Genomic DNA, 25,643 nt, shown 5'->3' with positions numbered 1-25,643 from the left:
CTTACGGCATTTGCGCCAGCGGACGTCCCTGCGATAGAATCTCCTGATATCGGGGCGCCGAAAAATGCTGATCATCCGTCCATGAAAGGCAAGAGCTCGATCCGAAGCCTGGATGTCGATCGCCACGTGGTCGATGATCTGGCGCGGCAGTATCGATCGACGTTGATCCGCTATTTCCGGCGGCGAGGCGTTGCGCCGCTCGATGCCGAAGATGCCGTGCAGGAAGTCTTCGTCCGGTTGAGCAAGCGCAAGGCGCTCGCCGATGAAGTGCACCGGCCCGAGAGCTATATCTTCGCAACGGCGGCGAATGTAGCGACGGACCTGCATCGCCGCGCCACCGTCCGCGCAAATGACCGGCACGAGCTGTTCGATGATGTTCGACATGCGCCGCTGGACCTCGACCCGGAAACCATCTGCGAGGGGCGGGAAGCCCTGCGCGCCGTCGTCGTGGCGTTGAAGGAACTTCCCGAGCGCACCCGCACGATCTTCGTCCTGGCGAGGCTCGAGCAGAGGAAGCAGACCGAGATCGCGCGCCAGCTCGGCGTCTCACTCAACACGGTGGAGAAGCATCTGCACAGGGCCATCGTCTATCTCGGTGAAAGAGCGGGGCGGCGATCATGAGCCATTTCCAGCGCGAAGCGCCGAAGATGTCGCCGCACGAAATCGCGGCCAGCTGGTTTCTGCGGGGCGAGAATGGCGCGTCGGGCGCCGCGGACCGCGCGCGCCTGGAGGCGTGGCTCGCGGACGATCCGCGTCACCAGGCAGCCTGGGATGACGTGAGCGCGGCGCTGCAAACGGTTGCCGACAATGCCGCCGACGAGGAATTGCTGGCGATGCGCTCGCTGGCGCTGCAGGCCCGGCCGGACCATCGCGGGCCGATGTTCGGCGTGGCGGTCGCGGCTGCATTGCTGCTTGTCGTCCTCATCCCGATCGTCGTTCTCGGCCTGATCCACCCCGGACTGACGCATCGCAACGGAATAGCCGCCGGCGACGCGGCGGGCGCGCTCTATCGAACCACCGTCGGGGGCCGCGCCGAAGTCGCGCTGCCTGACGGCTCCCTGGCGGTGCTGGATACCGACAGTGCGATGCGCATCGCCTATACCGGCAAGGAGCGGGGGATCCGGCTGCTGAAGGGCCAGGCGCTGTTCGTCGTCGCCAAGCACCGGCCGACGCCGTTCCGGGTCTATGCCGGTACGCAGCGCGTGACGGCGGTGGGCACGCGATTCAATGTCCGGATAGAAGATGGCGGCCGGATCCCGAAGACGAGCGTTGCGCTCATCGAAGGCGTCGTCCGCGTGGCCAGGCTGAAGGCCGCCGGCTCCGCCATGCTCGATCGCCGGTCGGGCGAAGTCACCATGACCGCCGGCGAGCTCTTCGACTCCGTCCGGCCCGGCTCGCTGCGCGTGTCCACATCGGAAGCGGAGAGCGCGGCCAGCTGGACCTCGGGAACCTTGTCGTTCAATGATATGCCGCTGGGGCAGGCAATTGCCGAAATGAACCGCTATACCGCGCGACCCATCGGTCTGGGCGATCCGAAGATCGCAAGCCTCAGGGTCAGCGGCGTCTTCAGGACCGGCGATTCGCAGCATTTCGCGGAATCGATGTCGGAAGTCTTCCATCTCCGCGTGGCGCACGACGCGCGGGGCAACCCGCTCTTGCTGCCTCCGTCCGAATAAAATGACAGCGAGGTTACGGGTTCCCGGCTCGCATGCGTCCCTGAAATCGGCAGCCGATAACGGCGCCCTTGGAGGGGAGGATATCGATGGCACGTCGCATCGGGCTGTGCGCAAGGGCCGTGGCTCTTGCCGGTTGCGCTTCATTGTGGATTTCGGCACCGGCTGCGGCGCAGGGCGATCCCAGGACGGATTTCGACATTCCCGCGCAGGATCTGGGCGCGGCGCTGAACCGCGCGGCCATCCAGAGCCACCGCGAGATCGAGTTCAACGCGGATCTCGTCCGGTCGCGCAAGGCGCCTGCGGTGCGGGGAAGCTATTCCATCGTCGAGGTGCTGCAGCGGCTGCTGGTCGGATCCGGCCTGCGCGCCCGCCCGACATCCTCGGGAGCGATCCTCATCGAACCGGCGTCGCAATCCGGCGCGGGAGCCGACGGCATCGGCAGCGCGCAGGATCAGCCGGCCGAGGCGGATATCATCGTGACGGCGCAAAAGGCCAGGGAGAAGATCCAGGACGTCCCCATCGCCATTTCGGTCTTCTCGGCCAAGTCGCTGGACGATCAGAAGATCGAGGGCGGATCGGAGCTGCTGCGCGGCACGCCGAACGTCAGCTTCACCAAGACCAATTTCGCCAGCTACAATTTCCAGATCCGCGGGATCGGCACCCAGGCGCTGTCGGTGACGACCGACCCGGCAGTCGCGATCAGCTTCAATTCGATGCCGATGGTCCGCAACAGATTGTTCGAGCAGGAGTATTTCGACGTCCAGCGCGTCGAGGTGCTGCGCGGGCCGCAGGGCACGCTTTATGGCCGCAACGCAACTGCCGGGGTGGTCAACATGATCCCGACTCTGGCCGATCCCGATCGGCTCGCCGGCTCGCTCAAGCTGGAGACCGGCAACTATGCGACGATGCGCGCGAGCGGAATGCTGAACATACCCCTCACCGATACGCTTGCCGTCAGGGCGGCCGGCGCCTGGACCTCTCGCGACGGCTATGACTACAACATCGCGACCCAGCGCCGGGTGAACGGCCGCGACCTGTGGGGTGCGCGCGGATCGATCTTCTGGCAGCCATCGTCCCGCCTCACCGTCAGCCTGATCTGGGAGCATTTCTCCGAAGACGACGACCGCTCGCGGACCGGCAAGCAGCTGTGCCACAACGATCCCTCGCCCACTGCGCTCGACGGCGTTTCGATCTATCCTCAGAATCGCGGCTTCTTCAGCCAGGGGTGCCGGCCCGGGTCGCTCTATGACGATGGCGCGTTCGGGGTTCCCAACGGCGCCAGCCTGCCGAACGTCGTCGCCGCCAGCGTCGGCATCACCGGAGTGGTCGGGTTCACGAATGCGAACGCCGCGGTCTTTGCCATTCCGTTCGGAACCGATCCCTTTGCCGGTGCGGTCCAATCGCACGATCTGCGCGAGATTGCGACTACCTATGATCCTCGCTTCCGGGCGAAGAACGACATCGCGCAGTTCAATTTCGAAATGGGGTTGGACGACGGGCTGAAGCTGGTGTCGCAGACGGGATGGTCACGCGACAATTATTACTCGACCCAGGATTATGCGCGCTTCCAGTCCCTGCCGGTCTTCAACGACACGTCCCTGCTCTCTCCCACCGGGAACACCAATCTCCTGCCGGGCGGCAGCTTCTGCGATCCGCAGCTCGGCTGCTCGAACAAATATCTCGCCGTCGACCTGGTGCGGGCCAAGAGCTCTCAATGGTCGCAGGAGATGCGGCTGCAATCCTCCTTCGCCGGAAAGCTGAATTTCAACGTCGGCGTAAATTATCTGAAATTCGACGTCGACGAAGACTATTTCCTGTTCAGCAACACTTTCTCGCTGATCGCATCGGTGATCAACGGCGGCGTGCTTCGCGCCAGTCCCGACGTGCCGCCGAGCGACCTCTGCCGGAAGGGCGTAACCACGCCTCCCTATTTGAACGCGGGCTTCGCCTGCATCTATGCCGATCCGAATCCGATCGGCCGGATCGACGGCGACGGCCACAATTATTTCCGCAGCCGCAATCGGGCCAATACCCAGTCCTGGGCCGGCTTCGGCGAAGTCTATTGGAAGGCCGCGCCCACTCTGAAGCTCACTGCGGGCCTGCGCTATACGCGCGACATCAAGGTCACCACGCCCTATCCGAGCCAGCTGCTGCTGACGCCGGGCTTGCTGGGCGTCGGGCTGGTCAATAGCGGCTATCCGGCCTCGCCCGACATCCGCCAGAAATGGGGCGCGCTGACCGGGCGGTTGGTGGTGGACTGGAAGCCGCGGCTGTCGTTCACCGACGATACCCTCATCTACGCATCCTATGCGCGGGGCTACAAGGCCGGCGGCACCAATTCGCCGGGGATCGGCTTCGATCCGCAGGCCATCGGTTCCTTCACCCACGACGCGCGCTTCCGTCCCGAATATGTCAATGCGCTGGAGATCGGCACCAAGAACAGCCTGGCCGGCGGCAAGCTGACGCTGAACGCGACGGCCTTCTTCTACGACTACAAGGATTATCAGGTTTCACAGATCATCGACCGCGCCACGAAGAACGAGAATTTCAACGCGACCAACTACGGGCTGGAGCTGGAATCGATCTGGCGCCCCACGCCGCGGCTGAGCTTCAACGCGAATCTCGGCCTGCTCAAGACCCGTATCGGCAAGGGCATGAAATCGATCGACGTCATGAACCGGCTTCAGGGTCATGACGACTGGATGCTGATCAAGCCGTGGATCCAGACGGCATCCAATTGCATCGCGCCCAAAGCGCTGGTCGAGAAATATCTCGCCGCGACGGCTGCCAATCCGCGCCGCTTCGGCAACATCGTCGATATCCGGATCACGGGTTTCTGCCCCTATGTGAACGAGTTCATCGTGGGGAACTTCATCCCCGGCTCGGCGGGCAGCGGCATCGGCGGCTTCGTCTATGACCCGCTGACCTATGCCGATGTCGGCCAGAATCAGGGGCGCGGATTCTATGCCGACCTGTCGGGCAAGGAACTGCCCAACGCGCCGCACTGGACCTTCAATCTCGGCGGGCAATATTCGGTTCCGGTCGCCGACTGGAAGATGACTTTCCGTGCCGACTATTATGCGCAGGGCGCAAGCTGGGCGAGAGTCTACAACACGGTGAACGATCGCCTGCGCGGATGGGACAACACCAACCTGGCGCTGACCGTGGAGCGCCCCGCATCCGGCTTCGCCCTGCAATTCTACGTCAAGAACGTCTTCAACAAGACCCCGATAACCGGCGCCTTCATCAATTCCGATGACAGCGGCCTGACCACCAATGTCTTCACGCTCGATCCACGCATCATCGGCCTGTCGCTCAGCAAGCGCTTCTAGGGTCTGTCGGGCCGAACGGGGAAGGTCCCCATCGTCGCCGCGGGTTCCATTGCCTGGTCGGGAATTGCGCGAAGTGCGATTGCACGGCATCAATCCGTACCGTCCAGGTAAGGATGCGACGCCATGCGATCGAGATTCGCCGCGATGGTTGCGATGCTGTTCTGGTTGCTTCCGGCAACGCCGTCGGCTGGGGGCGCCCCGCCCCGGCAGGGCGCCGCCACGTCGCTGGACAGGATGGTCGATGTCGGCGGCCACCGTCTCCACTTCATCATCATCCCGGGTCGCGGGACGCCGATCCTGTTCGAAGCCGGCGGCGGCGACGATGCCGGCGTCTGGGGCGAGATCGCCTCCTCGGTCGCCGCCGTCACCGGGGCGCCCGTCCTCGCCTATGATCGCGCAGGGTTCGGCAAGAGCGAGGTTCGCGCCGGCGGCCGGATCGAGGATCACGGCATCCTGAACGGCGTCGCCGACCTGGAAAGCGCCTTGAAGACGCTGGGCTACGATCGGCAGATCGTGCTGGTGGCGCATTCCTATGGCGGCTTCTATTCGACACTCTATGCGGCGCGCCATCCCGGCCGGGTCCGCTATGCCGTCCTGATCGATGCCAATCACGCCTGCTGGTTCACGCCGGCCTATGTCGGGAAGCTCATGTCCGAAATCGATGGCGATCTGCCCGGGCTCAAGGCCCAGGGCGAGCTCGGCAGATATTATCAGTCCGCCAATATCCCCCGAACCGTCGACGTGATGCGGCGCACCCCCTTTCCTGCGACGATACCCGCGATCGATCTGGTGTCGGAGCGCCCGCCCTTTCCCGATCCCGGCGATGTCGAGCGCTGGCGCGACTGCCATCGCCAGTTCGCGAGCGCCGCACCGAACCGGGAAGGGATCACGGCCCATGGCGCGGGCCATTACATCTTCCGCGACAATCCTGCGCTCATCGTCAGTGCGATCGTCAAGGCCTATGCCCGCATCGTGGCGCCGGCGGTTCGCACGGCCTTGCTGCAGCGGGCAGCGGCTCACGCGGTCGGCGCGGCAAACGAAGCGGGCCGGCGTGAGGCTGCGTTCAGGCATTCGGAAAGGGATTTGAACGACTGGGGCTACCGCCTGATGCCCGGCCAGCTGCCGATCGCCGTCGACGTCCTCAAGCTCAACACCGAATTGCATCCCGACAGCTGGAATGCCTATGACAGCTATGGCGAGGCGCTGCTGAAGGCGGGGCGCAAGGACGACGCCATCGCAATGTATCGCAAATCGGTTGCGCTCAATCCCGGCAATGCGAACGCGAAGGCCGTGCTGAAGCGCCTTGCCGCCGGCGAGTGAGGAACGGGCGCCGGCCAGGTTGATTGCCCGAAGCCCGGGGATCCTTGGGTCCGAAGCACGCTGACGAGCGTTCGACAGCTTCAACAATTCGTCATTGCCGAGGCGTATCGATGTTCGAAAATCGGGTTGCGGTCGTCACCGGCGGAGAGTCGGGAATCGGTGCCGCCTGTGCCAGGGCGCTGGGCGCGGCCGGTGCGCGCGTCGTGCTCACCTATTTCAAGGATGCCGCGGCCGCGCAGGCAGTGTGCGAGGCGATCGGCGGGCCCGGCCGTGCCGTCGCCGTCCAGACCGATGTCGCAGACGAAGGCGAAGTGGAGCGCCTGTTCGCGACTGCCGAGAAAATGTTCGGGGCTGCAACCTTGCTCGTGAACTCGGCCGGGCTGAACATGAGCGGAGTCGAACTTGCGAGGATGGAGCTCGCGCAATTCGATCGAGTCGTCCGATCCGATCTCTACGGCCCCTTCCTCACCTGCCGCCGCTTCGTCCGCGGGCTGGAGGGAAGCGGGCTCAGGGGCAGAATCGTCAACATCTCGTCGATCCACGAAAAGGCGCCCCGATCCGGCGGAACCGATTATGATTCCGCCAAGGGCGGCTTGTCGCAGCTTACCGCGACGCTGGCACTTGAGCTGGCGCCGAGGGGCATCGCAGTGAACGGCGTCGCACCCGGGATGATCCTGACACCGATGAATCAGTCGGCGCTCGACAACCCTGCCGAGTTGAAGGCCAAGGAGGCCGCCATCCCCTGGGGCCGCGCAGGCAGGCCGGAAGAAGTGGCGGCTCTGGTCGCCTTCCTTCTGTCGCCGGCCGCCGACTATATAACCGGCACCACCGTGACAATCGACGGCGCGCTGTCGCTCACCATCGCGCTGGGCGCCTGAGATGCCCCGGGTGGTGGACTTCAACGTCGAGCAGATCGACGCGATCGGCATCTCCGGCCCGCCGGATGTCGCGCAGCGCGATTTGATGAGCCCCTATGTCTGGCTGCGTCCGGACGGCAGATATTCGATGCTGCTCCGCGCCGTGCCGCGTGGCGACTATGATCACGGCGCCGCCACCGACACCGGCACGATCTGGCACGCAGTCTCGCCGGACGGGCTGCGTTTCACAATCGAAGGGGACGCCGTTCTCGTTCCCGGCCCCGGCCCCGACGATATCGGCGGCTGCGAGGATCCTACCCCCATTGTCGAACCCGACGGCAATCTCGTCGTCTATTATACCGGCGTCGATGCCACGCGCGCGCATGCCGAACTGCTCTACGCGGTCGGCCCGTCGCTGGACCGCCTCAGGAAGCGCGGCATAGCGATGCTGAACTCGGACAGCGAAGGCAACATCAAGGAAGCCACGATCGATCGCACCAAGGCGGGCAAATGGCGGATGTTCTACGAATATGCCCATGCGGAGGCGTCGCTGGTGGGCCTGGCAATCGGGACCACGATCGCGGGTCCCTGGGATCATCAGGTCCAGCCCTTTGCGCCGCGCCCCGACAATTGGGACAGCTGGCACCTCTCCACCGGCCCCTTGCTGACCGATGACAAGGACATGCCGGTGATGTTCTATAACGGAGCCACGCGCGATGCCCGCTGGCGCATCGGCTGGGTGGCATTCGACGCCGAATATACCCGGGTCGTCGATCGCTGCATCGAACCGCTGATCATCCCGCCCCCGGCGCTCGAACGCACTGCCACCGATATCGCCTTTGCAGCGTCCGTGGTCGTCATCGACGGCGCGGCCTGGCTCTATTACTCGCTGGCCGACGCCAAGCTTTACCGCGCAATCATCCGGCGCAGCTGAGCGGCCGAGACCGGCGCGCCGAAGCGGCCCGCCAGTCCCCCGGGACCGTGAAGGCATTCAAGGGCGCACATCAGCGCGGCGCCGCGTGCTCCAGCGCCATGATCCATGCCTCCACGGCCGGCGTATCGGCGATGTCGCCGTCGAACTTGCGCACCGGCACCACCGGCTCGTTATTGCCGCGCGATCTGCCGCGATAGACTTTCATCGGCATCCCGCCGCCCGCAATGCCGCTGGGCAGCCGATACTGGCGCACGTCCATGTAGAGCGTGTCGGCGCTGGTCGTCTTTCCGACATGCGTCGCTCCCAGTGCCCGCCACAGATCGACGGCGTCCAGACAGGCCGATGCGCATCCCGGATCGGTGAGCAGATAGACATGCGCCTTGAGCGGCGGCTGCGGCATGGCCTTCCCCGCCTTGGGCGCGTCGTCCTCGGTGCCGGCCTCCCGCCATAGCTTGTCGCCGCGGGCCAGCCCGCCCTTCAGCCCCGCGATCACTGCCTCGAACCAGCGCTTCGCTTCTGGCGAGACGCCGTCCCCGCGCTTGGCGTAGCTTTCCTCGATCGAGGCGAGATTGGCGGCGGAGACGCGCCAATCGACCTGTGTGTCGCTCTTCGGCAACCCGTCGATCGCTGCCTGCCCCCACAGTGTCTGCGCGATCTGCTGGGACCAGTCCGACGATCCGCCATTGTTGCGGCGCAGGTCCAGCACGATCGCCGGCGCGTTCCGATCGGCCTGCATTGCCGCGATCAACCCGGGCAGCGCCTTGCCGGCGTCGGACTGCGCATCGCCGTTGAACGACGGCATCGCATACCAGCGTGTCCCGTCGGCCAGCGTCCGCGCTTCGAATATGCGCGCTTCGGTCTTTCGATCGCCCCAGGCGCGTTCCCAGAAGCCGTTGGAATCGATCGGCTTCCATTCGAGCGCGATCGTGCGCTGACGGCCGTCGACGCGGAAGGTGCAGCGTGCGAGCGGCGGCACTGCAATATTATGCTCGTCGAGGAAGAGCGTTCGGCCCCAGCGCTGACGCGTCGATTCGAGCTGCCAGCGGCCCCACATCCTCCCGATCCGATCGGCCGCCAGCTTCTCCGCCGAGCGACCGTCGCAACCGACAAGCTCCGCTCCGATCGGCACCGGCGCGTCGTCCGCGCGCGTATGGACGCGCATCTTTCCCTGCGCGTCGTAATTGGTGAGGAAGCCGGGCCAGCGATATTCGCTCGGCGCGTCCCCGAAGATGCGGATGGTCATATGGCCATCGTTGAACGCGGCGACATATTCCCGCAGCGGCAGATAATAGTCGGCATAGGTCCTCGCGGTCCTCGCGCGCTTCAACGCCATCGCCAGCTGCGCATCGTTGCGCTTGGCAAAGCCCGGATCCTCCGGATTGACGGCGCCCGGGTGATTGGCGGCTATTTCGTCGTGCAGCGCCCGTGCATCCGCCCGCAGCGCAGCCGCCCAATCGCGCTCGGCCGGCCGTTGCGCCAGGGCCGGCGACGCGAATGCCACAGCAACTCCAAACCAGATCCACCGCATGCCCATTCCCCTCCGTCACGCTGCGCAACGATCGAACTGCGCGCCTCCCCGATCGGCGCGCCGCCAGGCGAGCGGATCGGGGAGCTGGATCGCCGGCGTCGCGAATCATAGCCCGGAACGAATCCACCCGACAAACCCATCGTTCAGGCAAGCCCGATCAGGCGCAGCACAAGCAGCGCAATGCCGGCGAGGATCAGCAGCGAGAGGGTGACGGCCAGGGTGACGCGGGGCCCGGCAGCGGCAACATGGCGCAGGTCGACGCCCAGGCCGAGCCCCGCCATCGCCATCACCGTGAGGAAATTGCCCGCACCCTGCGCGGGCGGAACCAGCGCGTCCGGCAGCAGCGCCAGCGAGCGCGCCGCGGCCAGCGCGAGAAAGGCCAGGATGAAGCCGGGCAGCAGGAGGCCGTTCGTCCCGCGACGGTCGGCGCCCTCGCGGCGACGCTGGAGCAGGGAAAGGCAAGTCACCACCGGTCCCAGCGTCAGTACGCGGACCAGCTTCACCAGCGTGCCGAGCTGGATGGCGACGGCGCCCAGCGGGGCGGTCGCGGCAATCACCTGCGGCACGGCATAGACGGTGAGGCCGGCAAGCACGCCGCCGGCGGCCGCGCTGAGGTGCAGTCCGGCGGCAGCGAGCGGCAGGCAAAGGACCACGCCCACGCCCAGCACCGCAGTGAATGCGATGGCGGTCGCGACGTCATCGGCATCGGCATCGATCGCCGGCGCGACTGCGGCGATCGCCGAGTTGCCGCAAATGGCGTTGCCGCACGCGACCAGCAGCGCCACCTCACGCGTGAGGCCCAGGGCCCGGCCGAGCAGGAAGCTTGCCCCGATCGCCAGGACCACCGTGGCGGCGATGCCCAGCAGCAGCGGCCATCCAACGGCAAGGATCGCGCCGAAACTGATCGTCGCGCCCATCAGGACTATCGCAACTTCGAGCAGCGTCTTCGCCGCGCATTGGATGCCGCTGTCGAACCTGGCCGGGATGCGCCAGCCCGTGCGGATCGCAGTGCCGATCAGGATGGCGAGGACCAGCGCTTCGAGCCAGGGCCGGCCGGTTGCGTATGTCTCGATCCGTTCGAGCGCCAGCGCGCCAAGACTGACCGCGCCGGCAAGGGCGAGCCCGGGAAGCATGCGTCCATGGAAAGGGCGGGGTTTCATGATGCCAGGATCGGCTTGCCCCGGCACGAAATCCAATCGATTGATTTTTGATAATCAATAAGTGAAGTTGATTGAATGACACTGGAGCAGCTGCGCATCTTCGTTGCCGTCGCGGAGACGCTGAACATGCGCGCGGCGAGCGAGGTGCTGCATCTCACGCAGCCGGCGGTCAGCGCAGCCATTGCGGCGCTGGAGATGCGAAACGGCACCCGCCTGTTCGACCGGGTGGGCCGAGGCCTGGAGCTGAACGCGGCCGGCCGCACCTTTCTGCCGGAAGCGCGCGCGGTGCTGGCCAGGGCGAAGGAAGCGCGGCGCGCGCTCGACGACTTGACCGGCCTCGTGCGCGGAGAGGTACGGATCGCGGCCAGCCAGACGGTCGCGACCTATTGGCTGCCGACCCGGATGGCCCGCTTTGCCGCGCAATATCCCGGCGTCGACCTTTCCCTGTTCGCCGGTAACAGTAGTCAGGCGGTGCAGGCGCTGCTGATCGGCGAAGCGGACCTCGCCTTCGTCGAGAGCGCAGTCGAGGAAGAGCTGTTGGAGGTCCGCCGCATCGGCGGCGATCGGCCCGGCTTCTACGCGGCTCCCGACCATCCGCTTGCCGGAATGCCGATTGGGCCGGCCGAGTTACGCGGCGCGGCCTGGGTGCTGCGCGAACCGGGGTCCGGTACGCGCGATCATCTTGCCGCCAGCCTGCCCGAGCTGGGCCTTGCCATGGGCGACCTGATGGTCCGGATGAGTCTTCCCAGCAATGAGGCGACGCTCGAAGCGGCTGCTGCGGGTGGGATGGTGGCGGTCGTTTCCGACCTGGCCGCCGGCTGCCGGCTGGCGGCCGGCAGGATAGCCCGGCTCGATTGCGACCTGCCGGCCCGGGATTTCAGCGTCGCGACACATCGTGCCCGGCGCCTGAGCCGCGCCGCGGCGGCCTTCCTCGACACAGTCGGCGCCTGGACCGGTCCGAGCGCATGATGCCCTGGGCATGCGAAGGGCACCGGCATTGGCGACCTTCGACGCCGGCTCCTCCGTGCAGCCTCATCGGGCCATGAGCCGCTCGCCGCTCCGGTTCCGGTCACCCGGATGGCGCCGCAGGGAAAGGGGAGCAGCTGCGTGCGCGAAGCGCCGCTCCCCCCAGTTTCTCAGAAGCGCCCGCGGATACCGATGCGGAACTGGCGGTCGGCGATCTCATATCCGTTCACGGCATCGATCATCTGATTGTAGTTGGTACGGCCCGACTTCTTGTAGAAGAGATTGGTGACCGCGGCCGACAAGGTCGCGTATTTGGTGAGCTTCAATCCGATCGAGGCGTCGACCTGATCGTCGGACGAATACCAGTTCGGCCGCAACTCGCCGGTCGCGGGCGTGGTGGTGAAGCTCACTGCGGACTTGCTGCGCCAGTTATAGGCGATGCGGGCGGTGAACGGTCCCCGCTCGTAATAGAGAATGCCGTTATAGGTCGTCTTGGACAGGCCCAGCACCGGCTGATTGTCCGAGGACGAAGTGTCGATGAAAGTCGCGTTGAGCTGGGTCCCGAAGCCCGACAACAGGCCGGGCAGGAACGTGAAGGCCTGCTGGTAGTTGAGCTCGATACCCTTCACCTTGGCGACGCCGAGATTCACCGGCAGCGAGCGTTGCAGCGGCCCGTAGGATTCGAAGCCCGGGATCACTTCGACGATGGTCGTGCGCGCCACCTGGTCGGTGATGTTCTTGTAGAAGGCCGTCGCCGCCACGATGCCGCCGCCGGGGATGTAATATTCGAGCGCGGCGTCGAGCTGGTCGGCGCGCGTCGGGTGCAGGTCGGCATTGCCGCCCGACGCCGTGCCCAGCGGGCCGTTGACTGCAAGCCGCGGCGCCAGGTCCTGCAGCTTGGCGCGCGACATCACCTTGGATGCCGCGAGGCGCAGCACCAGATCGCGGGCGACCGAGAACTTGATGTTCGCGCTCGGCAGCAGGTCCGAATAATGGTTGGTGTTGTGCTGCGGCACCATCACGCCGCCGCCGACATCGGCCGTGGTGTCGACCGCGAAGTCGGTCCGGACCGCGCGCAGGCCGAGATTGCCGCGAAAGCCCATGCCCAGCAATTCGCCGTCGATATTGGCGCGGCCATAGATCGCCTTGGTCTTCTCGCTGATGTAATAGCTGGTCGTCGGCCGCGGCCGCGTCGGGCGATAGTTGGAAAGCAGCAGCGAATCGTCGCCGGTGCCGCCCGCATAGACGTCGGGCACCAGGAACACGCTGGGGAAATTGCCGGTCGCGCCGGGATAGCCGGGATTGTTCGTCAGGACGAAATAGGAGTCGGGCAGCGTCGCGATGTTGGGATTGGTCGCGCCCAGCTTGGCCTGATAATCCCGATAGTCCGAGCTGAGATCGGCATAGCGGCCGCCGAACTGCAGCGATTTCAGGATGCCCCAGCCGAGCTCGTAGCTGCCGTCGAGGCGATAGGCGGTTTCGATCGTGTGCACGATCGTGTCGTTCGCGGCGCTGTTCGAACGCGTCGGATAGGAGGAGCGCAGCGTCGGATCGAAATTGGCCGGCAGCGTGATGCTCGGCACGTCGCCGGTGCGATAGTCATAGTTGATCGTCAGCCCGCGCGAGGCCAGCTCCATGAAGTCCTGGCGATAGGTATAGTCGCCCACCGACTTGCCGAAATCGGCCTTGAGGTCGAGCCGGCCGATCTTCCAGACCGCGCCGCCGCCGGCGACCAGCGAGGAGGTCGGCTCGTTGCGCTCGACCCCGCCTACGCGGACGCGCTGGTTGGTCAGGGTGCCCGCGACGACGTAATTGCCTTCCATCACGCCATTGGTGAGAGTCGAGGCGTTCGTGCCGGTGTCGGTGGTCTGGATCGCGAGATATTCGATGTGCCGCTGCGTCCCGAGATGCGTGTAGAGCGCATCGGCGTAGAGCATCAGATTGTCGGTCGCCTGGAACTGCATCGTGCCGCCCGCGCCGAAGCGCTTGCGCTTGATGTTGTAGAATTCCGAACGGGCGATCTGCGGCGTGTAGTCGAGCTGGCCGTCGCCGTTGAAGTCGGTCTTCATGCCGGTGGTGGTGCCGGGGTTCCAGACGCCGCGGATGAACTGCGACGAACCGATCTCGCGGTCCGAATAGGCCAGGTTCACGGCGATGCCGAGCCGGTCGCCGAACAGCCTGGTCGTGCCGAACAAGGCGAGGTTGTAGCCGTTGGGATTGCGGGCGAGATTGGTATTGGAATATTCGGCGAGGTAGCTGACCGTCGGCTTCTTGAAGTCGAACGGACGCGGCGTGGTCATGCTGATGAAGCCGCCCAGCCCGCCTTCGATCTGATCGGCGGTAGGCGACTTGTAGACCGAGAGACGGCTGAACAGCGTCGACGATTGCTGCTCCAGGCCCGTGGAGCGGCCCGAGGGATCCGAACCGGTCGCGCCGACCGAGATGCCGAGGTTCGAGCGGCCGTTGAGCTCGACGCGAACATTGGAAAGGCCGCGGACGGTGACCTGGGCACCCTCGCCGAAATTGCGCTCGATCTGCACGCCGGGCACGCGCTGGAGATTCTCGGCGACGTTCGCATCGGGCAGCTTGCCCACATCCTCGGCGGCAACGACATCGACCACCTGATCGGCATTCTTCTTGGCGTTGACTGCGGATTCGATGGACGCCCGCACGCCGGTCACCACGATCGAATCGCTCGCCTGGCTGCCGGCGGGAGCGCTTGCGGCGCCCTGGGTTTCCTGCGCCCGGGCGATGGCCGGAATGGCCAGGACGACACAGGCAATCGATGAAAGCATGGCGGCTTTGACAGACATAAGACCCTCCCCAATGGCCGCGCTTCCGGCGGCTCGTTTGACGATTCGTTATCTCCCCGGCGCCTGCCTGTCTAGTATGTTCATCATGTCATCATACCATTTTGCGTGACGGCGGCATGCGGCGCTGCTAGATGCCGGCAGGCAAGACGAGGCAATCGTCGCAACGGGAGAGGGAGGCAATGGAAGGTCCGTCGGTTCGCGAAGGCCTGGGTACGACGCGGCGTGAGATGCTGCTCGCGGCGGGGGCGACCTGCCTGGTCGCGGCGGCGCCGCAAAGCGCACCCGCGACGGATGGCGAGGGAGTGCCGGATGTGGCCGGCAAGGATCGCCGCTGGGATGCGGATGTCGGCATGCTCGGCGAAAGGTCGGGCGGCGCGGGCTATTCGACGCGTCTGCAACGCGGGACCTGGGTGCACGCCACCCGTTCGAATCTCGACTATGCACTGCGCCTGCTCGACACCGGCTCCGCGCCCGCCCTTGCCCGTGCCCAGGCGGTGATCGCCAAGGTCATCGCGCTGCAGGATGCCGATCCCGCAAGCGCGACCTATGGCATCTGGTCCTATTATCTCGAGGAGCCGCTGACGAAGATGGATCCGCCCGACTGGAACTGGGCGGACTTCAACGGCGCGCGGCTCACTGCCGCGATCGGGCGGCATGGCGACCGCCTCGACGCAGTTCTCGCCGCGGACATGCGCAAGGCGATCGGCCGCGCGGGCGAGGCGATCATGCGCCGCGACGTGGGGCCGGCCTATACCAACATCTCGGTGATGGGCGCGCGGGTGACGCTGGCGGCGGGCGAGCTGATGCGCGACGCGAAGCTGCTCGACTATGGCCGCAAGCGGTTGACCGGCCTGCTCGACTACACCCGCCAGCAAGGCGGGTTCAACGAGTATAACAGCCCCACCTACACCATGGTCGCTCTCGAGGAAGTCGAGGCGATCCTCTCCTTCGTCCGGGACGCCGAAGCACGCACGGCAGCGGGAGAACTGCACCGCATCATCTGGGAGATGATCGCCGGCCACTGGCATCCCGGCACCAATCAATGGGCCGGGCCCCATTCGCGCGCCTATTATGATCGCACGCCCAATCCCACGCTCGACGGTCTCTCCGCCCGGCTTGGCCGCACGTTGCGCGCCGGCGTGGCGGTGCCATCGCGCGAAGTGCCGATGCTGCCTTGCCCCCCTGCGCTGGCTTCGCGCTTCGCCGCGCTGCCCGAACCGGAGACGGTGGTGCGCCAGCGCTTCATCCGCGCCGTGGACGATGCGCAATCAGTCTGCGGCACCACCTGGCTCAACGACGCCGCATGTCTCGGCTCGGCCAATGCCGAAAGCTTCTGGACGCAGCGTCATCCGCTCATTGCCTATTGGCGCACGGCACGACGCGGCCCGACCCCGGTATTCCGAGTGCGCTGCCAGAAGGACGGGCGCGATTTCGCATCGTTCGGCATGGTCGCGGCGCAGCGCGGGCAGCGGGTGCTGATGTCCGCGCATCCGCTCGCCAATTCGGGCGACTGGCACATCACGCTCGACCGCGCGCCGAGCTTTCCGGGCCAGGAACTGCAATTGCGCTTCGTGCTCGACGGCGTCGGCGCGACTGCCCGCGCGCTGGACGAATATCGGGTCGAGCTGGTTGCCGGGGAATGGAAGGCGGTGGTCCATATGGGGCCGCCGATCTGGAACAATGGCGAGGGCGCGCAGGGTCGTTGGGTGATCGAGAAGCAGGAAGGCGTGGCGCATGTCGCCTATGTCGTTCCCTTGGGCGGCAGCATCGCTCCGGCCGGGCTTGGCCGCACCGCCATCCCCGCCGCGATCGAGATCCTTCCTGTCTCGGCCGGGGTGAGCAGGGACCGGATCGAAGTGACGCCGAAGGGCAAGGGGCGGCTGCTGCGCTGGAACGACATCGAATTGCTCGCGCCGACCAGCCCGCCGCCGCCGATCCCGCGGATTTCCTGAGCATGGGGCCGCCGCGCTTCGCGGGGATCGATGCCGGCGGCACCAGCTTCAAGCTGGCGGTGGCGAGCGGCCTCGACACCATCCTTGCCGAGACTCGCATCCCGACCACCACGCCCGCGGAAACGCTGGCCCGCGCCGGGCGCTGGCTAGCGGAACAAGGGCCGCTCGCCGGGCTGGGCATGGGCGCGTTCGGGCCGGTGGGCATCGGGCCGGGGGCAAGCCACGGCCGGCTGTTCGTCACGCCCAAGCCGGGCTGGAGCGGGGTCGACCTGATCGAGCCCCTCGCACGCCATGTCGATGCGCCGATCGCGCTCGATACCGATGTCAACGTGGCCGCGCTTGCCGAGCAGCGCCTCGGCGCCGGGCAGGATGTCGAAAGCTTCGCCTATGTGACGATCGGCACCGGCGTCGGGCTGGGCCTGGTCGTTGGCGGGAAGGCGGCGCGCAGCCGGCTGCATCCTGAGGCCGGGCACATCTTCGTGCCGCACCACCCTGCGCGCGGCGAGTTTCCCGGCGCCTGCGCGCTGCATGGCGACTGTGTCGAGGGCATGGCGTGCAGCGCCGCGATCACGGCCCGCTGGGGCGTCTCGCCCGACCAGCTGCCCGACGGGCATCCCGCCTGGGACATGCTCGGCCACTATCTCGGCCATCTCGCACTCAACGCCGTGCTCGTCGCTGGCGTGGATCGAGTGATCCTGGGCGGTGGGATCGGCACCCGGCCGATCCTCGCCGCCCAGGTCACGCGGAGTCTGTCGCGGCTGATCGGCGGCTATGGCGCGATCGCGGAAGCGCGCGGCGGGGTGGAGACGATGGTGCGAACCGCCGCGCTCGGCCCGGGTGCCGGCACGCTCGGCGCGCTGCTGCTGGCGATGGACGCCGCCGCCTAGCCGGCGATGGCGGCGCCGTCCGGATGGCCCGGTGCCGCGCGGGGCATGTCGAGCCGGCCGGCCCAGAGCTTCTCGGGCGGCTGGCCGGTCAGGTCGCGGACGATCGCGGCCGCCTCTCCCGTCGGCGGCCTGCGATCGCCCGCGCGGAAGCGGGCGATCTCCGCCATCAGCACCGAATGGGTGTGCTCGTTGAGCCGGAAGCGCCGGGCGATCCGCATGCCGAAGGCGAGCGCCAGCAACGGGAACAGCGTCAGCCCCGCGATGATCGCGAGCTGGGCGCCGTGCGGCTGGGTGGGGGCCGAAGACTGGAACCCGCCCGCTTCGAGCAGCAGTCCGACCAGCATCACCGCAAAGGCCCCCACTGCCTTGCGCACCATCGTCATCACGCCGGCGAATATGCCTTCGCGCCGCTGGGTGCTGACGATCTCGTCGACATCGGCGACATAATTATAGGTGTTCCAGGGAATATAGACGAGCCCGCCGCGGCCGATCCCCGCGCACATCGCGATGGGATAGATCCACCAGAGCGGCGCCGGGAAGCCGGGCAGCGCCAGCGCGGCCATCAGCACGATGCCCACCGCATAGAAGGACGCGGCAAGCCGGAAGGCCGGGCCCGGATGGAGCCGCACCGTGAGATGCACGAAGGCCGCCGCCGAGACGAACTGGGTCGCGGTCATCACGCCGAGCACGGTCGAGGCGGTCGCGACGTTGCCGCCGAGCACGAACACGACATAATAGCTCAGCACGGCGATCAGCACGTCATTGGCGGTGAAGCCGCCCAGATACATCCCCAGATGCAGGCGGAAGGCGCGAATCCGGAGCGTGAGCGCGATGTTGCGGAATATCTGCATCGGCCCGAACGGCGCCGGCAAGGGCGCCGCCGTGTCGCTCTCGTTCGGCTCGCGCTCCCAGGTGAAGAGATAGGTGGTCAGGATCGCGCCGATGAAGATCAGCGTGAAGATCCCGCCCATCAGCAGGAAGGTATCCGCCGTCGCGTCCTTCGTGCCGCCCGTGATCAGGCGCGGCAGCATGCTGGCAAGGAACACCGCGGCCTGCCCGGTCAGGATCCGCGCGCCGGCGAAGCGGGCGCGGGTGCGGTAATCATCCGACATCTCGGCGGCGAGCGTCTCGTACGGGATCAGCACCGCCGCATAGACGACTTCGAAGAACACATAGGTGGCGAGATAGTAGAGATAGGACTGGCCGCTTACCCACATCAGCGCGAAGCTGGGCATCAGCGGCAGCGAGAAGAGCAGGAACATGCGCCGCCGGCCGAACCGCCGGGCGAGCCGGCTGTTGCCGATCGTGTCCGAGACATGGCCGATGAAGGTACCGCCCACCGCATCGAGGATGCGCGCGATCGCGAAGATCGACGTCGCTTCCACTGCGCTCAGTCCGCAGAAGCTCGTGTAGAAGAACAGGATCCAGCCGCCGATGACCGCCATGGCGCCGCTGCCGAACAGGTCGGTGATGCCATAGGCGAGATAGGTGTGCGGACGGATCCGGCGCGGCGCGCGAGCGGCCTGCGCGTTCACGGATGCAGCCTCCGTGCCTCGTCGAGTGCCAGGATCGCCATCGCCTGGCCATAGGGCATGGTGGTGATGGGAACCTGCTTATATTCCTCCACCGTCGCGAAGATGGGGGTGCCGAACGAAACCTGGGCAAGCTCTCCGCGCGCGTCGATATGCGCGATCACTGCCTCGGCCGCCCGCAGCCCGGTCTCGAGATATCCGGCGGGCAGCAGGCCCAGCCGCACTGCCTTCAGCACACCATAGGCTATGCCGGCGGTGGCCGATGCCTCGCCATAGGAATCCGGATCGTCGAGGATGGTCGGCCACAGTCCGTCGGTGCGCTGGCAGGCGCGGAGGGCCGCGACCTGCGCCTCCAGCGTCGCGACGAGGAACTCGCGAACTCCGTCACCCTCGGGCAGATCCAGCAGCTCGATGAAGTCCGGGATTGCCATGGTGATCCAGCTGTTGCCCCGCGCCCAGAGCGCGCCCGACATGTGGTTGCGCTCCGCGAAGGTCCAGCCGTGGAACCACAGGCCGGTCGCGCGGTCGGCGAGGTACTTCACATGCAGCAGGAACTGCCGCTTCGCTTCCTCGACATAGGCCGGGCGGCCAAGCAGCAGGCCGATCTTGGCGAGCGGCATCACCGTCATCATCAGCGTGTCGTCCCAGAGCTGCTGTTCGTTGGGCAGGTCGATCACGAGATGCTGGAAGCCGCCCTCCTCGGTGCGCGGAAGGTCGTGCATCGCCCATTCCGCCCATTCGGCGAGCAGCGGATGCCAGCTGTCGTCGGCGCTCCATCCGGCGAGATGGGCCAGCGCGAGCATCGGCGCCATGGTGTTGATCGTCTTGGTGACGGCCGGTTCGTCGAAACGGTTGCGGAACCAGTGTTCGACATGCGCGCGCACCCCGGGGTCGCGGCTCCGTTCGTACATGCGCGCGAGGCCGTAGAGCCCCACGCCCTGGGTCCAGTCCCAATGGTGCCAGCTCTTGATGTCGTAGCGCCGACCCTCGATCACGCTGACCAGGAACTCGCCATCATCGTCGGCGATACCGACCAGGCTGCCGACCAGGGCATCCATCAGCGTATCGATCCCGGGCGCGCCGTGCCGCGCGCGGAAGCGCCGCACGACATCGACTCGCGCCAGAGCGTCACTACCGTTCAGCATCCCCGTCCTCCATTTTTCGGAACGCCTAGACCGGTGCGGCTTCGCTGTCCATCAACTTATAATGTCATCATACCATTTAATCGCTCACCGACATGCCTTGAGAATGGTTGCGCGTGGCGCGGAAACCGCGTTACTGGTCAGACCATATGGCGATAATCAAGATGCCCGAGCGTCGCTCGATGGCGGCAGACCTGGTCGATCAGCTGCGCGAGAAGATCCGCAGCGGCGAGCTGTCGCCCGGCGACAAGCTGCCGACCGAACGCGCGCTGGTCGAGGAGCTGGGGATCAGCCGTACCGTGGTCCGCGAAGCGGTTGCCCGCCTCTCGGCCGAGGGTTGGGTGGAAGCCCGTCAGGGCTCGGGCGTGTTCATCAAGGAGCCGCCCCAGGCCTTCCAGATCGATCCCAACGAACTCGCCGATCTGCACGACGTTCTCCAGCTGCTCGAGCTGCGTCTGGCGGTGGAGACCGAGATGGCCGGTCTTGCGGCCGAACGGCGCACCGATGCCGACATCGTCGAACTGGAGAAATGGCTTGAGATATTGCGCGATGCCAGCGGTTCCGAAGATGGCGGGGTGAAGGCGGATGCCGCCTTGCATGCGAGCATAGCCCGCGCGACCGGCAACCAGTATTTCGTCCGCTTCGTCGAGTTCCTCGGCGCCAAGCTCGTGCCGCGCCGCGATGCCGCGATGGTAAAGCGGAGCGACGAGAAGCAGCGCCGCTATCTCGATACGATCCAGCAGGAACATGCCGCCATCGTGGATGCCATCCGCGCGGCGGATCCGCGCGCGGCGCGCAGCGCGGCGCGCCGCCATCTCGAGCGCAGCCTCAAGCGTGCCCGGCGCATTGCCGACACGGTGGCGGATCTGCCCGCGCTGGCCAGCTAGCCGGAGTCCGTCGGCGCGCCTCGCCGCGCGAGGAAATCCTCGAGCCGCATCCGCGCATGCTCGAGATGGCGCCGCACCGCTTCGCGCGCGCCGTCGATGTCGCGGCGCGCGATCGCTTCGACCAGCGCGACATGCTCGTCATGCACCCTGTCCAGATAGGTATCGTCGTCCTCGGCCGATTGCCGCACCAATCCGCGCCGGGGCACCAGCCCCATTTCGAGAAACTCCAGAAAGCGCCCGAAATAACGATTGCCCGATGCCCGTGCGATCAGGCCGTGCAGCGCCTCGTCCGCAGCGCTGCCGTCGCCGGTGGCGGCGATGTCCGCGGCGATCCGGTCGATCAGCGCGCGCATCTCGGCGACGTCGGTTTCGCTGCGCCGCCGCGCGGCCAGGCCGGCCATTTCTATTTCCACCGCCAGACGCAGTTCGAGCAGCCGGCTCACTTCCACCAGATCGTCGAACGCGCCTTGCGATACATGAAAGGCCGCCGACCGGGCCTCGGTGACGAATACTCCCGATCCCTGCCGCGGCTCGAGGAGTCCTTCGGCGGTAAGCCGCGCGATTGCCTCGCGCACCACCGTCCGGCTGACGCCGGAGCCTTCCACCAGCTCGCGTTCGGTGGGGATGCGATCGCCGGGAGCCAGGGCCCCGGACTCGATCTGGCCGCGCAGATGGTCGACCAGCTCGGAGGCGAGCGAACGCCTGGGTCGCATCTTCAATTCCATCCGCTTCCTTCCCTGCCGGCCCATTCGCCGGGCTAGCCGAAATATTCCGGCTTGTCACTTATTGTTCATGTCATATTATGACCTGATGAAAATAACCTCCGAAGCGATGCACCTGGCGGGAGTGCGGGCCGAACGCGAAGAGACGATCGCATTCCTATGAGGTCCGCGTTCCGCAGCCTCGAGATCTCGGATCCGCGCTTCGAAACGGAGCGGCTGCGGCTGATCACGGTGAAGAGCCGCGCCTTTAGCGGTCGCGGCGACATCACGCTCCACGTTCCCGAGGCGGAGGCGCCGCTGCCGGTCGCGATCCTGCTTCACGGTGTCCATGGCAGCCATTGGGCATGGGCGCTCAAGGGCGGCGTGCACCGGACCGCCGCCCGGCTTGTCGCCGAAGGCGCGATCCCGCCCATGGCACTTGCGATGCCCTCCGACGGGCTGTGGGGCGATGGCACCGGCTATATTGATCGGTCGGAGGGGGATTTCGAGCGCTGGATCGTCGAGGATGTGCCTCGTGCGGTGGCCGAGGCTTTGGGTTATCCGCCGGCTCGCCTGTTCCTCTGCGGGCTCTCGATGGGCGGCTATGGCGCATTGCGCATCGGCGCGAAGCACGGAGCGCGTTTTGCCGGCATCTCCGCGCATTCCGCCATTACCCGCCTGGAAGAGCTCGAGGATTTCGTGGAGGAGAGCCCGAGGCTTGCCGGAGGGCGGATGCAGGACCGGTGCGCGCTCCGGACGATCCTCGCCCATCGTGCCACGCTTCCCGCGCTTCGGTTCGATTGCGGCGTGGAGGATCCCCTGATCGCGGGTAACCGCATGCTCCATCGTCAGCTCGAGGCTGCGGGCGTCGCGCATGACTATGCCGAGTTCGAAGGCGGGCATGACTGGTCCTATTGGGAAGCGCATGTGGCGGATTCGCTGCGCTTCTTCGGCGGCATCAGCCGTGAACGCGAATCCTGCATCATATAGGCGGACGAGGATCGAACCGATGCGCAAGCTCATGGCGGCAATATTCCTGGCCGGCACCGCGACGATGGCCGTCGCCGGCATCTCCCTCGCGCAGGAGCGCCCTGCCGCGTCCAATCGCTGGCACGCCGATCCGGTGGAGGGCGGGCGAGAGCTCGATGCGATGTGGCCGCTTATCCAGCAGCCGACCGATCAGGTCGGTATCCGCGGCGTCTTCCGTTTCGCGCTGGAGAGCGCCGGGCTGAACTGGCGCCCGGAACGTATCGCGCCGGCGCTCGAACTCGCGCGGCGCATGCAGGATCTCGACCCGGCCTCGAAAACCTATGGAAATTTCCGCTGGCGATATGGCCAGAGCGGCGTGTTCGACATGAACGGCGTCGAGCAGCATGTTTCAGGCCGCGCTGCTCCATCGATTGTTCCGCGACCGCCTGCCGGCCAATGCCGCTGCGAAGCTCGACGAACTGATCGATGCCGGAATCGAAGGCATGCGCCGCCATGCGGTGAAGCCGGACTATACCAACATCTACCTGACCAAGACGGTCAACCTGATCCTGTGCGGCGAGGCATTGAATCGTTCGGACGTTGCCGGGGAAGGCTATGCCCAGCTGGACAGCTGGCTCGCCTTCACTCGGGAGAATGGCGTGACCGAATTCGATTCGCCCACTTATTACGGCATCGACATCGAGGCGCTGTCCGCGATCGCCCGCTATGCCGCGCGTCCGGAGGGGCGCGACAAGGCCAGGATGGCGCTGCGCTATTTCTGGGCCGATCTTGCCGCCAACTGGTGGGCACCGGGAGACCGGATCGGCGGGGCCAACGCGCGCAGCTATGACTATCTCTGGGGGCGCGGCTATCTCGAGGGGCAGACCTGGCCGGCCGGCTGGCTTCGCGCCAAGCCCGAACTGGAGGGGGCGGGCTGGCTCTCTCCGGCGCCGCGCGCCAATCTCGTCACGATGCTGGACGCGGCCGAATGGGGGCCCGCGCCGAGCGAAGCCGATGCGATCCGCCGCGAGATCCCGCGCACCGTCGTACAGAAATGGGGAAGCGAGCCCGAGCGTCTGGCGGTCCAATATGTCGCCCGATCGTTCAGCCTGGGTTCCGCGGGCGCAGGGCGCGGCGGTGACGACCGGATGCTGGTGGGGAATCTCGGCGATTCCCCCGCCTTCGCGCAGATGATCCTGTTCATGGACGGGCGCGGCGATCCCTATGGCCGGAACAAGCAGGCGGAGCGCCAGGGCGCGATGAAGGCGCTGCATCTCGTGCCCTTCCTCGCCACGGTCCAGCGCGGTCCGGAGATTCTGCAACTGCTGGCCGCCGGCCCGGACACGCGCATGCGCAGCGGCGATGGGCCGGATCGGCTGCTCACGCATCTCACCATTCCGTCCCAGGCGGAAGTCTGGGTGAACGACGCGCGCGTGCAGGCCGGCACGCCGAAATCGCCGACACGGATACCGGATGGTGCGCTGATTTCCGTCCGGTGGAAGGACGCGGCGATCGGCTTGCGGGTTCTGCTGGCAAGCGCGGCAACCGCCGAAGGCGGTCGCGCGCCGATCGAACTGGTGCGCGAGAATCCGAATGATCCCGCCATGCGCCTCACGATCGTTCACGCCGCCGGCGCGCCGATCGGACAGGGTGTCGCGGCAGTGTGGCTACGCGGCGCCGAAGGCCTCGACGCGCGCGGCTTCGCGGCCTGGCGCCGGGCCTTTGCCAACAGCGGGGCGATCGTCGAACGGCGCGACGGCGTGGTGCGCCTCGATGTCGCCGGGCTGCATGGGCGGATGCGGATCGCTGCGGATACCGTGCGGGGCAAGCGGGAGCGGGCGGAAGGCGGCGAGCCGGTCCCGCGGCTCCTCAGCGTGAACGGCAGGGAAGTCGGGCTGCCGATCCTGGCGGCGGCGGGCGTGAGCATTCCGCGATGAGCGCCGGATGCGGCTTGGATGTGCTCGCGGAACTTGCCGCCGGGCATATCGTCACGCGTGGCCATCGCCGCCGGCAATGGCGCGGCGCCCATTCCACGGGGGCGTGCCGGAACATGCAAGCGCTCTCGTCGGTCGCAGGGGAAGGTGGGTCGTTCCTTCCCCTGCATCTCACCCGATTGCTTCAGGACCTGTCGATGTGCTCCCTCAATGGCCGAAACGATAGGAGAGCGACAGGAAGCCGAGCGGCTGGGTCTTGTGGGCGACGATCGGGCTGTCCTTGACCTTGCCGAGCAAGGTGGTGACGCCGCCGGTTGCGCCGAGGCTGACGCGATCGGTCAGGCGATACTGGACGCTCAGCATGGCCGAGACGTCGTTGAAGCCGCTGCCGGGGCGGAATTGCCGAAGGCCCGAGGCGCGGGACTGCGCGGCGCTCACTCCGAAGAACCGGTCGTTGTGCTTCCGGTCCGCCCAGCTCGCGGCGATCGTGGGAATGAGCATGAAACGCGACGACACGGACACCGGCCGGGAAAGACTGGCATCCGCGATGACGCCCTTGGTGCCGCCGACGAAGCCCTTGGTTGCGCCGATCGTCGCGACGAAGCCGGCTGCCTTGAGACTCATGAAGCCGCGGGCTCCGGCACCAAAGGAGAGCTTGCCGATCCCCTTGGGCGCGTCCTTGCCGCGATAGCCGGGCATCATTGCCACGCTTGCGCCGATCGTGACGTGCTCGGTGTCGACCGCATTGACGCCTATGCCATTGCGAAAATTGGCGAAGAAGGGCCCCCACGCGATATCGATCACGGGCAGAGGCATGACGCGATATTTGTCGGAGCCCTGATAGGCGGGGGCATAGCCGGCGCCGATGCCGATCACGACATGGTCGCCATTGCGCTGCTGCTGCGGCGGAACCGGCGTCTGGGATTGGGCCGCCGACGGCGTGGTCGAGAACGTCAGAAGCGTGGCGGCGATCACGAGACGGAAAGGCATGGGACTGTTCACGGCTACTCTCACAAGAATGGCTCCGCGGGGCTCGCGGGGGCCGTTGGGGAT

General features: G+C 66.6%; 20 protein-coding genes. 12 read left to right on the top strand and 8 right to left on the bottom strand.

Going from position 1 to position 25,643, the window contains the following annotated elements:
* Window positions 1–81 precede the first annotated feature (81 nt).
* The 6 genes from FFS08_RS20470 to FFS08_RS20445 all read left to right on the top strand — a co-directional run bounded on the left by FFS08_RS20470 (window position 82) and on the right by FFS08_RS20445 (window position 8,119).
* Window positions 82–621 (top strand): RNA polymerase sigma factor, encoded by a 540-nt coding sequence (locus FFS08_RS20470; protein WP_137871854.1) that lies wholly within the window; start codon window positions 82–84, stop codon window positions 619–621.
* Complete coding sequence (locus tag FFS08_RS20465) at window positions 618–1,676, top strand: FecR family protein (RefSeq protein ID WP_137861751.1); 1,059 nt, start codon at window positions 618–620, stop codon at window positions 1,674–1,676. Before FFS08_RS20470 ends, FFS08_RS20465 begins: the two co-directional genes overlap by 4 nt.
* Before the next feature lie 86 nt (window positions 1,677–1,762).
* A complete protein-coding gene (locus FFS08_RS20460; protein ID WP_137861750.1) occupies window positions 1,763–5,008 on the top strand; it encodes a TonB-dependent receptor in 3,246 nt (1,081 codons plus the stop codon).
* Between the two features lie 123 nt (window positions 5,009–5,131).
* Window positions 5,132–6,328 carry an alpha/beta fold hydrolase gene (locus tag FFS08_RS20455; RefSeq protein ID WP_137861749.1) on the top strand — a complete coding sequence of 399 codons (1,197 nt, stop codon included), beginning with the start codon at window positions 5,132–5,134 and terminating at the stop codon, window positions 6,326–6,328.
* Window positions 6,329–6,438: 110 nt separating this feature from the next.
* Entirely contained in the window at window positions 6,439–7,206 is a 768-nt protein-coding gene (locus tag FFS08_RS20450) for an SDR family NAD(P)-dependent oxidoreductase (protein ID WP_137861748.1), read from the top strand.
* Between the two features lies 1 nt (window position 7,207).
* Window positions 7,208–8,119 (top strand): glycoside hydrolase family 130 protein, encoded by a 912-nt coding sequence (locus FFS08_RS20445; RefSeq protein WP_137861747.1) that lies wholly within the window; start codon window positions 7,208–7,210, stop codon window positions 8,117–8,119.
* Between the two features lie 70 nt (window positions 8,120–8,189).
* Here FFS08_RS20445 and FFS08_RS20440 read toward each other — a convergent pair whose 3' ends face one another.
* Complete coding sequence (locus tag FFS08_RS20440; RefSeq protein WP_171012737.1) at window positions 8,190–9,620, bottom strand: S41 family peptidase; 1,431 nt, start codon at window positions 9,618–9,620, stop codon at window positions 8,190–8,192.
* A gap of 170 nt (window positions 9,621–9,790) precedes the next feature.
* Window positions 9,791–10,780: a YeiH family protein gene (locus FFS08_RS20435; RefSeq protein WP_249341000.1), complete on the bottom strand. Its 990-nt coding sequence runs from the start codon at window positions 10,778–10,780 to the stop codon at window positions 9,791–9,793.
* Window positions 10,781–10,882: 102 nt separating this feature from the next.
* Here FFS08_RS20435 and FFS08_RS20430 point away from each other — a divergent pair, with 102 nt between their 5' ends.
* The gene (locus FFS08_RS20430; protein ID WP_137861744.1) at window positions 10,883–11,776 is read left to right on the top strand and encodes a LysR family transcriptional regulator; all 894 of its coding nucleotides are present in this window, start codon (window positions 10,883–10,885) and stop codon (window positions 11,774–11,776) included.
* Between the two features lie 167 nt (window positions 11,777–11,943).
* Here FFS08_RS20430 and FFS08_RS20425 read toward each other — a convergent pair whose 3' ends face one another.
* Window positions 11,944–14,586 carry a TonB-dependent receptor gene (locus FFS08_RS20425; protein ID WP_137861743.1) on the bottom strand — a complete coding sequence of 881 codons (2,643 nt, stop codon included), beginning with the start codon at window positions 14,584–14,586 and terminating at the stop codon, window positions 11,944–11,946.
* A gap of 179 nt (window positions 14,587–14,765) precedes the next feature.
* Here FFS08_RS20425 and FFS08_RS23660 point away from each other — a divergent pair, with 179 nt between their 5' ends.
* Both FFS08_RS23660 and FFS08_RS23655 read left to right on the top strand, forming a co-directional pair.
* The gene (locus FFS08_RS23660) at window positions 14,766–16,538 is read left to right on the top strand and encodes a DUF8769 domain-containing protein (protein ID WP_171012736.1); all 1,773 of its coding nucleotides are present in this window, start codon (window positions 14,766–14,768) and stop codon (window positions 16,536–16,538) included.
* A gap of 2 nt (window positions 16,539–16,540) precedes the next feature.
* The gene (locus FFS08_RS23655) at window positions 16,541–17,425 is read left to right on the top strand and encodes an ROK family protein (RefSeq protein ID WP_171012735.1); all 885 of its coding nucleotides are present in this window, start codon (window positions 16,541–16,543) and stop codon (window positions 17,423–17,425) included.
* Here the strand turns inward: FFS08_RS23655 and FFS08_RS20415 are convergent.
* Both FFS08_RS20415 and bglB read right to left on the bottom strand, forming a co-directional pair.
* Entirely contained in the window at window positions 17,422–18,960 is a 1,539-nt protein-coding gene (locus FFS08_RS20415; RefSeq protein WP_249340999.1) for an MFS transporter, read from the bottom strand. The genes FFS08_RS23655 and FFS08_RS20415 overlap by 4 nt on opposite strands.
* Window positions 18,957–20,102, bottom strand: coding sequence for a beta-galactosidase BglB (bglB, locus tag FFS08_RS20410; RefSeq protein ID WP_249340998.1), 1,146 nt, complete (start codon window positions 20,100–20,102; stop codon window positions 18,957–18,959). The genes FFS08_RS20415 and bglB overlap by 4 nt, the downstream gene beginning before the upstream one ends.
* A 161-nt stretch (window positions 20,103–20,263) precedes the next feature.
* On the opposite strand from bglB, the gene FFS08_RS20405 reads away from it, so the two are divergent.
* Entirely contained in the window at window positions 20,264–20,986 is a 723-nt protein-coding gene (locus FFS08_RS20405) for a FadR/GntR family transcriptional regulator (RefSeq protein WP_137861741.1), read from the top strand.
* On the opposite strand, the gene FFS08_RS20400 is transcribed toward FFS08_RS20405, so the two are convergent.
* Complete coding sequence (locus FFS08_RS20400) at window positions 20,983–21,699, bottom strand: FadR/GntR family transcriptional regulator (RefSeq protein WP_171012734.1); 717 nt, start codon at window positions 21,697–21,699, stop codon at window positions 20,983–20,985. The genes FFS08_RS20405 and FFS08_RS20400 overlap by 4 nt on opposite strands.
* Before the next feature lie 168 nt (window positions 21,700–21,867).
* Between FFS08_RS20400 and FFS08_RS20395 the strand changes: the two genes are divergently transcribed.
* A complete protein-coding gene (locus tag FFS08_RS20395) occupies window positions 21,868–22,677 on the top strand; it encodes an alpha/beta hydrolase (RefSeq protein WP_137861739.1) in 810 nt (269 codons plus the stop codon).
* Here FFS08_RS20395 and FFS08_RS20390 read toward each other — a convergent pair.
* A complete protein-coding gene (locus FFS08_RS20390) occupies window positions 22,670–23,062 on the bottom strand; it encodes a hypothetical protein (RefSeq protein ID WP_137861738.1) in 393 nt (130 codons plus the stop codon). The two genes, FFS08_RS20395 and FFS08_RS20390, sit on opposite strands and share 8 nt — an antisense overlap.
* Between FFS08_RS20390 and FFS08_RS20385 the strand changes: the two genes are divergently transcribed.
* The gene (locus tag FFS08_RS20385) at window positions 23,061–24,593 is read left to right on the top strand and encodes a DUF8769 domain-containing protein (protein ID WP_137861737.1); all 1,533 of its coding nucleotides are present in this window, start codon (window positions 23,061–23,063) and stop codon (window positions 24,591–24,593) included. The two genes, FFS08_RS20390 and FFS08_RS20385, sit on opposite strands and share 2 nt — an antisense overlap.
* 204 nt (window positions 24,594–24,797) lie before the next feature.
* Here FFS08_RS20385 and FFS08_RS20380 read toward each other — a convergent pair whose 3' ends face one another.
* A complete protein-coding gene (locus FFS08_RS20380) occupies window positions 24,798–25,580 on the bottom strand; it encodes a MipA/OmpV family protein (protein WP_137871853.1) in 783 nt (260 codons plus the stop codon).
* Window positions 25,581–25,643: the final 63 nt, after the last annotated feature.

Source organism: Sphingomonas sp. 1F27F7B, assembly GCF_005503355.1.
Classification (GTDB): Bacteria; Pseudomonadota; Alphaproteobacteria; order Sphingomonadales; family Sphingomonadaceae; genus Sphingomonas.
This window is presented reverse-complemented; position numbering and strand designations above follow the sequence as displayed.